Below are 13297 nucleotides of genomic sequence, written 5' to 3'. Positions count from 1 at the left end.
GTTGCCTTTCAGGCAGGTAGATTCAAAGCCTGGTAACCCGATCCTGTGATGATTGCGGCGCACCTGCAAGATCTGCTCTGCCGATTTCCTGGGCAGGCGGCAACCGGCGATCAAGACAAGACGCTGTCACAGCTGTCACACATGGTCTCACGCGCCAGACCACCGTAAGGTGGAATTGCAAAGTTTCTCGGCGTGTGCAAATCGCTGTTGCCAGAAGCTTTAAATCAGGAGGGAATATCGTGCGTCGATCATTTATCATGGCAACAGCCGTCCTCGCGCTCGCCGCGGGCGCGTCCGCACGGGCCGACGATCTCAAGATCGCGCTTATCTATGGCAAGACCGGTCCGCTGGAGGCCTATGCCAAGCAGACCGAGACCGGCCTGCAAATGGGCTTTGAATACGCCACCAAGGGCACCATGACGCTCGACGGCCGCAAGATCGTCGTCATCACCAAGGATGACCAGGGCAAGCCCGATCTCGCCAAGGCCGCCCTCGCGGAAGCCTATCAGGACGACAAGGCCGACATCGCGATCGGCACGACCTCGTCGGCCGCGGCGCTCGCCATTCTTCCCGTCGCCGAGGAGAACAAGAAGATTCTGATCGTCGAGCCTGCGGTCGCGGATCAGATTACCGGCGAGAAGTGGAATCGCTACATCTTCCGGACGGCGCGCAACTCCTCGCAGGACGCGATCTCCAACGCGGTCGCCATCGGCAAGCAGGGCGTCACAGTCGCGACGCTGGCGCAGGACTACGCCTTCGGCCGTGACGGCGTCGCCGCCTTCAAGGAGGCGCTCGCCAAGACGGGCGCGACGCTGGCCGCCGAGGAATACGCGCCGACCTCGACCACCGACTTCACCGCCGTCGGCCAGCGCCTGTTCGACGCGCTGAAGGACAAGCCAGGCCGCAAGGTGATCTGGGTGATCTGGGCCGGCGCGGGCAATCCGCTGGCCAAGCTCCAGGACATGGATCCCAAGCGCTACGGCATCGAGCTGTCGACCGGCGGCAACATCCTGCCGGCGCTCGCCGCCTATAAGGGCCTGCCCGGCATGGAAGGCGCGACCTACTATTTCTACGAAATCCCGAAGAACCCGGTGAACGACTGGCTGGTCGCCGAGCACCAGAAGCGCTTCAAAGCGCCGCCGGACTTCTTCACCGCGGGCGGCTTTGCCGCCGCGATGTCCGTCGTCGCCGCCGTCACCAAGGCGAAGTCGACCGACACCGAGAAGCTGATCACGGCAATGGAAGGCCTGGAATTCGATACGCCGAAGGGCAAGATGGTGTTCCGCAAAGAGGACCATCAGGCGCTCCAGAGCATGTATCACTTCAAGGTCAAGGTCGATCCGAACGTCGCCTGGGCCGTGCTCGAGCCGGTGCGCGAGCTGAAGATCGAGGACATGGACGTGCCGGTCCGCAACAAGCGGTAGGGCGGTGGTGCTTCACCTCTCCCGCTTGCGGGAGAGGCCGGGAGAGGGTTTTTCCTCTTGGGGATTCTCGATTGTCGAAACAGCCCTCTCCCCAGCCCTCCCCCCGCAAGCGGGGGAGGGAGCGCAGCGTGATCGCGGATATATCTCCGTTTCCATCATTCGCCGGACTCCAATGCCGCTGACCCTCGAAACCCGCGACCTCACCATCCGCTTCGGCGGCCATGTCGCGGTCAACAACGTCACCTGCACGTTCCGCCCGGGCGAGCTCACCGCCATCGTCGGGCCGAACGGCGCCGGCAAGACCACCTATTTCAATTTGATCTCGGGTCAGCTGCGCGCATCCAGCGGCAGCATCCTGTTCGACGGCATTGATATCACGGGGCAGTCCGCGCCGATGCGGACGCGCGCAGGCCTCGGGCGTGCCTTCCAGCTCACGAATCTTTTCCCGAACCTCACCGTGGAGGAGAACGTCCGCCTCGCGGTGCAGGCTGCGAACGGCACTCATTACGATATGCTGCGGCCCTGGATGGTCCGCCGCGACCTGATCACCCGCGCAGACGGCATCCTCGACCAGGTCGCGCTCGGCAGCCGGCGCGGCGTCGCCGCGACCGCCCTGTCGCATGGCGACCAGCGCAAGCTCGAGGTGGCGCTGATGATGGCGCTGGAGCCGAAGGTGTTCATGTTCGACGAGCCGACCGCCGGCATGAGCATCGACGAGGTGCCCGTCGTCCTGAACCTGATCGCGCAGCTCAAACAGGACCTAAACAAGATCATCCTGCTCGTCGAGCACAAGATGGACGTGGTGCGCTCGCTCGCCGACCGCATCATCGTGCTGCATAACGGCCAGCTCGTCGCCGACGGCAGGCCTGCCGAAGTGATCGCCTCGCCGATCGTGCAGGAGGCCTATCTCGGCGTGGCGCCCAAGACGGCTGCAGGGAGTGCAGCATGACCGACCTTTTAAGACTCTCCGGCGTGCACACCCATATCGGCCGCTATCACATTCTCCAGGGCATCGATCTCGCGGTTCCGCAGGGGCAGACCACGATGCTGCTCGGCCGCAATGGTGCCGGCAAGACCACGACGCTGCGCACCATCATGGGCCTGTGGCAGGCCTCGCACGGCGAGATCAGCTTCGCCGGGCAGCGGATCGAGCGCCGCGCCACGCCCGACATCGCGCGGCTCGGCGTCGGTTACGTGCCGGAGAGCATGGCCGTGTTTTCCGACCTCACGGTGAAAGAGAATTTGGTCCTGGCGGCGCGCGATGGTCCGCTGGACGATGCCCAGCTCGACTGGATCTTTGGCTTCTTCCCGGCGCTGCGCCGCTTCTGGCTGTCGCGTGCGGGAAGCCTCTCGGGCGGGCAGAAGCAGATGTTGTCGATCGCGCGCGCCATCATCGAGCCGCGCAAGCTTCTCTTGATCGACGAGCCGACCAAGGGCCTCGCGCCTGCCATCGTCATGGCGCTGATCGAGTGCCTGAAGGAAATCAAGCGCAAGGGCGCGACGATCCTGCTGGTCGAACAGAATTTCTTTGCCGCCCGCGAGCTCGGCGACAACGTGCTGGTGATGGACAACGGTACCATCGTCCATCGCGGCGAGATGGCGGCGCTGGCCGCCGACATGCCGCTGCAAGAGCGACTGCTCGGCCTGAGCCTGGAGGCGCATCAGTGACTGAACTCGCCGCAAATGATCCGCTGCCGAAGCCGAAGCGCGACATCGCACCGATCCTGCTGCCGGTCGCGCTCGCGCTTGTCATGATCCCGCTGATCGGCTCGCCCAGCACCTGGCTGACCTTGACCGCCGCCAGCCTCGCCATGGGCATGATGATCTTCATCATGGCTTCCGGTCTAACCCTGGTGTTCGGCCTGATGGACGTGCTCAATTTCGGCCACGGCGCCTTCATCGCGGTCGGCGCCTATGTCGCGACCCTGGTGCTGGCGCCGTTTGCAGCCTCGATCCAGGCCGATTCGCTGTGGGTGAACCTCGCGGTGCTGGCGCCAGCAGCGCTGCTGTCGATGGCCGTGTCCGGCGCGCTCGGCCTGGTCGTCGAGCGCGTGCTGATCCTTCCTGTTTATGGCCAGCATCTGAAGCAGATCCTGATGACGACCGGCGGCCTGATCGTCGCCGAGCAGACGCTGTATGCGCTGTGGGGACCGCAGATCATCCCGATGCCGCTGCCCACCTCGCTGCGCGGCTCCTTCATTCTCGGCGACGTCGCGATCGCCAAATACCGCGTGCTGGCGATGCTGATCGGCCTCGCCGTCTTCATCGCGATCCAGCTCGTGCTCAACCGCACCAAGCTTGGCCTCCTGATCCGCGCCGGCGTCGAGAACCGCGAGATGGTCGAGGCGCTCGGCTATCGTATCCGCCGCCTGTTCCTGGGCGTGTTCATGACGGGATCGGCGCTCGCGGGCCTCGGCGGTGTGATGTGGGCGCTCTATCGCGAGCAGGTCCATGCCTCCATGAGCGACGAGCTCACCGTGCTGATCTTCATCGTCGTCATCATCGGCGGGCTCGGGTCGATCGGCGGCTGCTTCATCGGCGCCATCCTCGTGGCCATGGTTGCCAATTACGGCGGTTTCCTGGTGCCGAAGCTCGCCCTCGTCTCCAACATCCTGCTGATGGTCGCCATTCTGATGTGGCGGCCGCGCGGCCTCTATGCGGTGACCAGCCGATGATGATCCTCTCAGGCGACCCGCCGCGCAGCCGTGTTCTCACGCTTGTTCTCGTCCTCATCATCCTGGCGCTGGCGGCGACGCCATTCCTGTTCCCGGGCGCCAAGGCGCTCAACGTCGCAGCCAAGATCTGCGTCTTCGCCGCCCTTGTCGCATCCTACGACCTGTTGCTCGGCTATACCGGCTCGGTGTCGTTCGCCCACACCATGTTCTACGGCATCGGCAGCTACGCGATCGCGATCGCGCTGTACGGGATGGGCCCGAACTGGGCCGCGGTCGCGACCGGCATCGTCATCGGCCTGCCGCTCGCGGCCCTGTTGGCGCTCGCGATCGGGCTGTTCTCACTGCGGGTGGCCGCGATCTTCTTTGCCATGATCACGCTCGCGGTCGCCTCCGCCTTCCAGGTGCTGGCCTCGCAGCTGTCCTGGCTGACCGGCGGCGAGGATGGACGCAGTTTTCAGCTTCCCGAGCTGCTGCGGCCCGGCACGGTGCTGGTCTCCAAGAACCTGTTCGGCTTCGAGATCAACGGCCGCATCCTCACCTACTACCTGGTATTCGCCATCTCCGCCCTGATGATCCTCGCTTTGCTGCGGGTGGTGAACTCACCGTTCGGACGCGTGCTCCAGGCCATCCGCGAGAACCGTTTTCGCGCCGAGGCGCTGGGCTTCCGCACCGTCTTCCACCTGACCTACGCCAACTGCATCGCCGCATCGGTCGCTGCGAGCGCCGGCATCCTGAATGCGCTGTGGCTGCGCTATGCCGGGCCCGACACCTCCCTCAGCTTCTCGATCATGCTGGACATCCTGCTGATGGTCGTGATCGGCGGCATGGGCACGATCTACGGCGCGATCATCGGGGCTGCCATCTTCATCCTCGCGCAGAACTATTTGCAGTCGCTGATGGGCGTCGCGTCCAAGGCGGCGTCGGAAGCCGGGCTACCGCTGCTGCCGGGGCTGTTGCATCCCGACCGCTGGCTGCTGTGGCTCGGGCTGCTGTTCATCGCCAGCGTGTACTTCTTCCCGACCGGCGTGGTCGGACGGCTGCGCAATGCCGGCGGCGCCAAGAGCGGCAGCGCCTCGCATTAAGCCGCTGTTAGTGATGCAGCGCAGCGGTTCGCTGCACACAGACGCGATCGCGCGACGGGATTAATGCTCAGGTAACTGGCTTTCCTAAGCTTTAGGCCATTTGTGTGGTGTATTCCTGCTGTTGCGGGAGGGGGAATGCGCCAGGTATTTGCAACGATCGCTGCCGGAATGTCGCAGGCCGCGAGCAACGGCCGGAGGGCGGCCATTCGGCGCGGGCCAGTGCTGTGGCTGACCCTGTGCGGCGTGCTGCTGGTCGCGGGCATCTTCACCGTGACCGCCATGGCCGTCGGCGAGTTTCGCGAGCGAACCCTGGCCAACCGCGAACGCGAGCTGGAAAACACCGTGCAACTGATCGCTCGACACTTCGATCAGCAATTCGAGGATTCCGACGTCGTCGCCACCGATGTAATCGCGCAGATGAACCTGCCGGAGATCAGCTCGCCCGCGATGTTCCGCGAGCACATGTCCGGGCTCGCGACGAACCAGATGCTACGCAGCAAGATCAGTTCGGTGTCCAATCTTGGCGACATCGCGATCTACGACGCCGACGGCGAGCTGATCAACTGGTCGCGGGCCCAGCCGCTGCCGAAGATCAACATCTCTTCTCGCGCCTACTTCCAGTCGTTCAAATCCGATCCCAAGGCCGAGCCGGTCATCCTGGAATCCGTCCGCAGCTACATCATTGGTAAATGGACCACGGTCGTCGCGCGGCGGCTGAACGGCGCCGACGGCTCCTTCCTCGGCGCGATGGTCCGGCGAATTGATCCCGACAGCTACCGGCAATATTTTGCATCTGTCGCGCTTGCCGAGGGGACGGCGATCTCGCTGTTCGATCGCGAAGGCAAGATGCTGGCGCGCTATCCGCACGTCGAAGAATTGATCGGACGGAGCTTCAAGGATGCCCCGCTGATGCGGAAGGTGCTGACCAATGGCGGTCAGCACACGCTTCGCGTCAGGAGTCCGATCGACGGCGAGGAGCGGCTCGGCTCGGCCGCGTCCCTCAATCATTTTCCGCTGGTCATCGTCGCGACCAATACGATGTCGGCTGCGCTTGCCGACTGGCGGCAGCAGACCGGCTTCATGGTCACGACCGCGACGCTTTCGGCCGCTATGATCGCGCTGATCCTGTATCTGATCATCCGGCAGATCAACCGGCAGAGCCGCGAGGCCCAGGAGCGAATCGAATTGGAGCGGCAGCGGCTTGACACTGCCCTCAACAACATGTCGCAGGGGCTGATCCTGTACGATGCCGCCGGATATATCGTCATTTGCAACCGCCGCTACGCGGACATGTTCGGTCTCTCGCACGACGTCATCAAACCCGGCTGCCACATCCGCGAGGCGATGTATCACCGCAAGGAGCGCGGCGCGTTCGATGGCAATGTCGAGGAATTTTGCGCCGAGGTCATGCGGATCGCGGCGGAAGGCACGGTCTCCACGCGAACTCATCAGCTAGCCAACGGCCGCGCATTCCAGGTCATCAACACGCCACTGGCGCAAGGCGGATGGGTTGCCACGATCGAAGACATTACCGAGCGTCGCAACCTGGAGCAGGAGCGCGACCGCAACCACACCTTCCTGCGCGAGATCATCGACCACATTCCCTCGCAGATCACGGTGAAGGATGCGCGCACGCGGCAATATCTGCTGCTCAATGGCGTCGCCGAACAACTGTTCGGCCAGTCTCGCCAGGATGTCGTCGGCAAGACCGCTTTCGACATCTTCCCTGAGGCGCCTGCCGCCCGTATCACCGAAGATGACAGCAGCGCGCTGAAATCGGCCAAGGGATTGTTCAAGGACGAACACCCCTGGCAGATGCCAGGCATGGGGCTTCGCTACATTACTTCGACCCGGATCGGCATCCGTGACGAAGCCGGCGAGCCGCGCTATCTCATTCATGTCATCGATGATGTCACCGAGCGGCGTCGCGCCGACGAGAAGATCGCGCACATGGCGCATTACGATGCGCTGACTGATCTACCGAACCGCACGCTGTTTCGCGAGCAGATCGAACGCGAGCTGGCGGAGGTCGCCGGCGGCGGGCAGTTCGCGCTGCTCTACATCGACGTCGACGAGTTCAAAGGCATCAACGATTCGCTCGGCCACCATGTCGGCGACGAGCTGTTGAAGGCAATCGCGGGCCGTCTCCGCGGCTGCCTCAAGCAGGGCGATCTGATCGCGCGGCTCGGCGGCGACGAATTCGCGGTCATCCAGACCGGGATCCAGTCCTCCGCCGACGTGGTGTCGTTCGTGACGCGGATGTACGAAGCGATCCGGCAGCCCTATCACTGTCTGGGCCATCAGCTCTCCACCGACGCGAGCATCGGGATCGCGCTGGCACCGCAGGACGGCTCCGATCTCGATCAGCTCATCAAGAATGCCGACCTCGCGATGTACGGCGCCAAGGCCGAAGGACGTCGCACCCACCGCTTCTTCGAGCCGGAGATGGACGCCTGCGCCAAGGCGCGTCTGACCATGGAGCAGGATCTGCGCCAGGCCCTGGTGAACGGCGGCTTCGAGATTCACTACCAGCCGCTGGTCGATCTACGCTCGGGCGAGGTCTCCGGCTGCGAAGCGTTGCTGCGCTGGCGCCATCCCGAGCGCGGCATGGTGTCGCCCGCCGAATTCATTCCAATCGCCGAGGACACCGGCCTGATCAACGAGCTCGGCGACTGGGTGCTGCGCATGGCCTGCAACGAGGCCGCGACCTGGCCGGCGCATGTGCGGGTTGCGGTCAACGTCTCGCCGGTGCAGCTCAAATGCGACACGCTGGCGTTGCGGATCGCCGGCGCGCTCGCCGCCTCCGGGCTCGACCCGCGCCGGCTCGAGCTCGAGATCACCGAGGCCGTGCTGATCCGCGACGACGAGGCGGCGCTCTCGATCCTGCACCAGCTCCGCGCCATCGGCGTGCGCATCGCGCTCGACGATTTCGGCACCGGCTATTCCTCGCTGAGCTATCTGAAGCGCTTCCCGTTTGACAAGATCAAGATCGATCGCTGCTTCGTCGCCGACATCGCGGAGACGAACGGTGCGCCGGTCATCGTGCAGGCCGTGGTGAACATCGCGGCCGCCAGCAGCATGACCACGGTCGCCGAAGGCGTCGAGACCGAAGCCCAGCGCGAGATGCTGCGCAAGCTCGGCTGCACGGAAATGCAGGGCTATCTTTTCAGCGCGCCGAAGCCGGCCAGCGAGGTGCGAAAACTGTTTCGCACAGGCGATGCCGCACCGGTGGCGGCGGTGGCGTGATGACGAAGTCAAAGAGTCCTTCCAAGACCGTCGATGTCGCGGACTCCTACGCGGTGCGGCTGATGCAGCATCTTGTGGTGCCGACTTTCGTGATCGACCCGAAGCGCCGCGTCGTGATCTGGAATCGTGCCTGCGAGCGGCTGACCGGCGTCGCCGCCTCGGAGGTGATCGGCACCAATAAGCACTGGCAGGCCTTCTACGAGACCAAGCGTCCCTGTCTCGCCGACCTGGTCGCTCTCGACCGTCCGGAGCAGCTGCCCGAGTTCTATTCGGAATATGCGGCGCGCGGTCATAACGGCCTCGGCTTTTCCGCGGAGAACTGGTGCGTGATGCCGAAGCTAGGCAGCCAGCTCTATCTCGCCATCGACGCCGGCCCGATCCACGATGAGGCCGGCCAACTGATCGCCGTGGTGGAAACGCTGCGCGACCTCACCGACCAGAAGCGCGCCGAGATGGCGCTGAAGGAGCTCGCCACCAAGGATGGGCTGACCGGCCTGTCGAACCGCCGCTCCTTCGACCAGATGCTGATGAGCGAATGGGCCCGCGCCCAGCGCACGCAGAAGCCGCTGGCAGTGCTGTTCGTCGACGTCGACCATTTCAAGCTGTTCAACGACCGCCACGGCCATCAGGCCGGCGATGAATGCCTGCGCGCGGTCGCCGCTGCCGTCAGCCGGCACGCCGTGCGGCCGCTCGATCTTGCCAGCCGCTATGGCGGCGAGGAGTTCGCGCTGATCCTGCCCGACACGACTTGCGACGCCGCCTGCGTCGTCGCCGACGAGATCCGCTGCGCTGTCATGAGCTTGCGGATCGCCCATGGCGCCACTGGCGCCGGCGACCACGTCACCCTCAGCGTCGGCGTCGCGAGCCACATTCCCGGCGAAGCCGATGGCGGGCCGGACCGGCTGCTCGGCGCGGCCGATCAGGCGCTCTATGCGGCGAAGCGGCTCGGCCGCAACCGCGTCATCTGCGCCGAACGGCTGCTCGCCGAATTCGCCGACCTTGCCCGGGAGGACGAGCCGGTTCCGGCCCCGGTCCGGCGCAAATCGGCTTAATCGCGAGCCGGTGAGAAGCCGTTGCCCGCCCCTCGCCAATCGGCTACATGAAGCCTCACTGCACCCGTAGCTCAGCTGGATAGAGCGTTGCCCTCCGAAGGCAAAGGTCACACGTTCGAATCGTGTCGGGTGCGCCAGCCTTGTCGCCGTTTTCATGCCGGCGCTTAGGTCAGCATCGAGACGATCGTCTGGATCTGGTCGGAGGCGGACGAGACCAGCCCGTCATATGACGTCTGACCATGTGCCGCAGCCTTCAAGATGTATTCCGCTACGGCCGCTTTCAGGCCGAACACCGACTGATCGGCCGGTACGCTCGCCATCACGGCCTCCAGCGCCTGCCGCATCGTCTGAATGAGTTCGGAGCTGTATTGCATTGGCTGTCCTCCGCGGGCTTATATTAGATTGCAGGCCCGCGCTCGCCACTCACAAGCGTGAGATTGCCGGTTGATGATCCGATACATTCCAGAGCGTCGCGCAGCGTCGGGCCATGCGGCTGAGTTCAGCCAGACGATGCCGGCCCCGGTGGCGACGAAGAGCGACAACTGAAACGTCCATCATCTCGCGCTTGACGTCTCTCAAATGTATTATCCTTCCATGACCGGATCCGACACGATGACCGGCGAAGCCTCGCCCATCCGCAAGATCATCCATATCGACATGGATGCTTTCTATGCGTCCGTGGAGCAGCGCGATAATCCGGACCTGCACGGAAAGCCGGTCGCAGTCGGAGGCTCTGCGGAACGCGGCGTCGTCGCGGCCGCCAGCTATGAAGCACGCAAGTTCGGTGTTCGCTCTGCCATGCCATCCGTGACTGCGAAGCGGCAGTGCCCCGATCTGATCTTCGTCAAGCCGCGCTTCGAGGTCTACAAGGCAATCAGCAGGCAAGTCCGCGACATCTTTGCCGAACACACGCCCATCATCGAGCCGTTGTCGCTCGACGAAGCGTATCTGGACGTCACCGAAAAACCTGCAAGGCATTCCGCTCGCGCGCGACATCGCCCTGCGCATCCGCGAGAAGATCAAGGCCGAGACGGGCCTCAACGCGTCGGCGGGCATCTCCTACAACAAGTTTTTGGCGAAGCTCGCCTCCGATCATCGCAAGCCCAACGGCCAGTTCGTGATCTCGCCAGAGATGGGACCCGCGTTCGTCGAGACGCTGCCCGTCGGCAAGTTCCACGGGATAGGCCCGGCGACGCGCGCGAAGATGAACGCGCTCGGCATGTTCACCGGTCTCGACATCCGCAACCAGACGCTGGAGTTCATGAATGCGAATTTCGGCAAGTCGGGCGCGTACTATTATTGGATCTCACGCGGGGTGGACGAACGTCCAGTCCGGGCCGACCGGATCCGCAAGTCCATCGGCGCTGAGAACACGTTCTCAAGCGATCTCACCGAATTCGATGCGCTGGTCGCCGAGCTCAGACCTCTCGTTAACAAGGTCTGGCACCATTGCGAGGCCACCGGCAACCGCGGCCGCACCGTCACTCTGAAGATCAAGTTTGCCGACTTCGAGATCATCACGCGCAGCAGGTCCGTCCCGGGGGCGGTTGCGGGACGAGACGAACTGGAGCGGCTGGCCTGCGGCCTGCTCAAAATCGAGATGCCGCTGCCCAAGCGCGTCAGGCTGCTGGGGGTCTCGCTGTCTTCGCTCCAGGCCGGGGACGATGCGCAGCCGCAGCTGACATTGGGCATTTGAACGAGACCGGCGGGGATCCCGGCAAACGCGACATCTTTGTCCGCGACGCGCCTCCAAACCTGTCGTAGAGACAGCAAAACACGACTTTTCGCGATTGATGTTGGAATGCTTGCCCTATTGATACGCCTTGGACTGCGCTTCGAAGACCGCATCGAGGAGCGGCGGTTTGTCGACCAATACGTCCGGGGCAATCTCGGGTGGACGCAGATCGCGATGCTGCTCGGTGCCGCCACCTATGCCGGCTACACCATCTGGGATTGGGTGCTCTACCCCGAAGTCGTTCCGACCACGCTGGCCATCCGCGGCGGCACGGCTCTGTTCGTGCTGCTACCACTGACCGCGCTGCTGTCACGGCGATGGATGAAGCCGTGGGCCGAGACGATCTTCCTGGTCTATTGTGTCATTCCCGGCTGTATCCTGCCGAGCATTTATCTCGTCCTGCCGTCGGGCTTCACGTTTGCCGCTCCGGGCATGATGATGATCATCCTGTTCGTCTCGACCATGCTGCCGTTGCGGATCGGTTCGCTGGCTATTTTCTGTTTGCTCTCCTGGGTGGCGCTGCTGGTGGCCGAGACGTTCGCGCTGGCGATGCCGACGGGCCTGCGATTCATCAATCATTCTCTCGTCGGAAACGCTTACGCATTGTCGCTCTATGCCGTAGCGGCGCGCGAGTACCGGGCGCGAAAGCAATTCCGAACGTCCGAGGCGCTGCAACGGGAAAAAGAACGCTCGGAGAAATCGCTGCGCGATCTACGTGCGGCCCAGGAGCACCTTGTGCAGGCAGAAAAGCTCGCCTCGCTCGGACAATTGGTGGCAGGCGTCGCTCACGAAGTCAGCACCCCGCTCGGCCTGGCCTTGACGACCTCGACGGCCATGCAGACTGATCTCCAAGCAATGGCTGAGGCATTAGGTGGAGTGTCGGTCCGGCGATCCGATTTGACCAAGGGAATTGACAGGCTCAAGCAGGGGCTCGGTCTGACCTTCGATAACCTGCACCGCGCATCCGAAATGGTGCATAGTTTCAGGCAGGTCGCGGTGCATCAAGCCGATGAGGACCGGCGCACCTTCGAGCTCAAGGATTGGCTGTCAGAGTTGATGTCCAAACTCGGGCCGCTATTGTCGCACCACGCCCTGACGGTCGACGTGCAATGCCCGGCCGGAATCACGCTCAACAGCTATCCCGGAGCGCTCGCTCAGGTGATCAGCAATCTCGCTCTCAACAGTGCCGCGCACGCGTACCCTGACAAGAGAGGCGGCAGGTTTGTCATCACCGTTAGCCAACCGGACCCGACGTCAGTCCGCCTGGTCTGCGCCGATGAAGGCATCGGAATCCCCGAGCCATTGCAGGCTCACATCTTCGATCCGTTCGTTACGACCAGCCGGCAGCGTGGCAACGCCGGCCTGGGGCTCCACATCGCGTTCAATTTGGTTGTCTCATCGCTCAACGGGCGCTTGCGCCTCGAGAGCAAGGCGGGTCCGGGAACTCAGATCGCCATCGAGATTCCAGTTTCCTGCGACCACCTTGGAGCCGCCTGGGCATAGAGCGCTCGCGCGCGACTGATGGTGACGGAATTTTTTCAAATCCCGCCACCCATGAAAGTCGATCCGCTCGGGCCGATCAATGCCTCACGTGCTCGAACACCACGATCACGCCGGTCGGCTCGGGCTCGTGCGCCATGAGGCGGGTCAGGTCGGAATCGCCCCAATCGGCGAGGCTGACGACCTCGCCACTCTGGCGGTCGGCGCCGAGCGACGGTGTGGGTTCGAGGACCTTGAGGCCCATCTCGTCGACGAAGAAGGTGTGCTCGCCGAACATGCTGTTGAGCTGCGGCATGGCCGGATGCTCGTCGGGCAGCACCTGAGCGCCGAGTTGGTTGACGGTCTGCTTCACCTGTTCGGATGTGAGCTTCATGAGCTGCTCCGTTCTGTCACGTCGGGTTTCGTTGAGCTGAGCCAGAGCGGACGTTCCCTGCCTCGATGCGCCTGGCTCAAACGTCCGAACAAGTGCTGCGCACAATTGTTCCTGAGAAATGTATTTCGTGATCGCGCGCCGCATCTGCCGCGCTCGCGGCACGAGATCGCCACAGGAACCACACGATCCAGCGACCCGACGGCCTTCCAC

Annotated in this window: 11 protein-coding genes, 1 tRNA gene and 1 pseudogene; 11 read left to right on the top strand and 2 right to left on the bottom strand. The window is 63.8% G+C overall.

Features of this window, described 5'->3' with window-relative positions:
* Positions 1-239 precede the first annotated feature (239 nt).
* The 8 genes from IVA92_RS05865 (at position 240) to IVA92_RS05830 (ending at position 9616) form a co-directional block, all read left to right on the top strand.
* Positions 240-1424 carry a substrate-binding domain-containing protein gene (locus tag IVA92_RS05865; protein WP_247282003.1) on the top strand — a complete coding sequence of 395 codons (1185 nt, stop codon included), beginning with the start codon at positions 240-242 and terminating at the stop codon, positions 1422-1424.
* A 172-nt stretch (positions 1425-1596) separates the two neighbouring features.
* On the top strand, positions 1597-2373 hold the full coding sequence (locus tag IVA92_RS05860) for an ABC transporter ATP-binding protein (protein WP_247282004.1): 777 nt from the start codon (positions 1597-1599) through the stop codon (positions 2371-2373).
* A complete protein-coding gene (locus IVA92_RS05855; RefSeq protein WP_247282005.1) occupies positions 2370-3092 on the top strand; it encodes an ABC transporter ATP-binding protein in 723 nt (240 codons plus the stop codon). Before IVA92_RS05860 ends, IVA92_RS05855 begins: the two co-directional genes overlap by 4 nt.
* Complete coding sequence (locus IVA92_RS05850; RefSeq protein ID WP_247282006.1) at positions 3089-4099, top strand: branched-chain amino acid ABC transporter permease; 1011 nt, start codon at positions 3089-3091, stop codon at positions 4097-4099. The genes IVA92_RS05855 and IVA92_RS05850 overlap by 4 nt, the downstream gene beginning before the upstream one ends.
* Positions 4096-5181: a branched-chain amino acid ABC transporter permease gene (locus IVA92_RS05845; RefSeq protein WP_247282007.1), complete on the top strand. Its 1086-nt coding sequence runs from the start codon at positions 4096-4098 to the stop codon at positions 5179-5181. The genes IVA92_RS05850 and IVA92_RS05845 overlap by 4 nt, the downstream gene beginning before the upstream one ends.
* A gap of 135 nt (positions 5182-5316) precedes the next feature.
* Complete coding sequence (locus IVA92_RS05840) at positions 5317-8427, top strand: EAL domain-containing protein (protein WP_247282008.1); 3111 nt, start codon at positions 5317-5319, stop codon at positions 8425-8427.
* Positions 8427-9479 carry a diguanylate cyclase gene (locus IVA92_RS05835; RefSeq protein ID WP_247282009.1) on the top strand — a complete coding sequence of 351 codons (1053 nt, stop codon included), beginning with the start codon at positions 8427-8429 and terminating at the stop codon, positions 9477-9479. The genes IVA92_RS05840 and IVA92_RS05835 overlap by 1 nt, the downstream gene beginning before the upstream one ends.
* Before the next feature lie 60 nt (positions 9480-9539).
* A tRNA-Arg gene (locus tag IVA92_RS05830) sits at positions 9540-9616 on the top strand.
* A 27-nt stretch (positions 9617-9643) separates the two neighbouring features.
* Here IVA92_RS05830 and IVA92_RS05825 read toward each other — a convergent pair.
* Positions 9644-9853: a hypothetical protein gene (locus IVA92_RS05825; RefSeq protein ID WP_247282010.1), complete on the bottom strand. Its 210-nt coding sequence runs from the start codon at positions 9851-9853 to the stop codon at positions 9644-9646.
* A gap of 205 nt (positions 9854-10058) precedes the next feature.
* On the opposite strand from IVA92_RS05825, the pseudogene IVA92_RS05820 reads away from it, so the two are divergent.
* The 3 genes and pseudogenes from IVA92_RS05820 to IVA92_RS05810 form a co-directional block, all read left to right on the top strand.
* Positions 10059-10514 (top strand): annotated as a pseudogene (locus IVA92_RS05820) (hypothetical protein); the annotation flags it as partial.
* Complete coding sequence (locus tag IVA92_RS05815; RefSeq protein WP_346015614.1) at positions 10426-11175, top strand: DNA polymerase IV; 750 nt, start codon at positions 10426-10428, stop codon at positions 11173-11175. The pseudogene IVA92_RS05820 and the gene IVA92_RS05815, both read left to right, overlap by 89 nt.
* A gap of 105 nt (positions 11176-11280) precedes the next feature.
* Positions 11281-12717 (top strand): HAMP domain-containing sensor histidine kinase, encoded by a 1437-nt coding sequence (locus tag IVA92_RS05810; RefSeq protein WP_247282011.1) that lies wholly within the window; start codon positions 11281-11283, stop codon positions 12715-12717.
* Positions 12718-12793: 76 nt separating this feature from the next.
* On the opposite strand, the gene IVA92_RS05805 is transcribed toward IVA92_RS05810, so the two are convergent.
* On the bottom strand, positions 12794-13087 hold the full coding sequence (locus IVA92_RS05805) for a hypothetical protein (protein WP_018319488.1): 294 nt from the start codon (positions 13085-13087) through the stop codon (positions 12794-12796).
* Positions 13088-13297: the final 210 nt, after the last annotated feature.

Source organism: Bradyrhizobium sp. 154, assembly GCF_023073875.1.
GTDB lineage: Bacteria > Pseudomonadota > Alphaproteobacteria > Rhizobiales > Xanthobacteraceae > Bradyrhizobium.
This window is presented reverse-complemented; position numbering and strand designations above follow the sequence as displayed.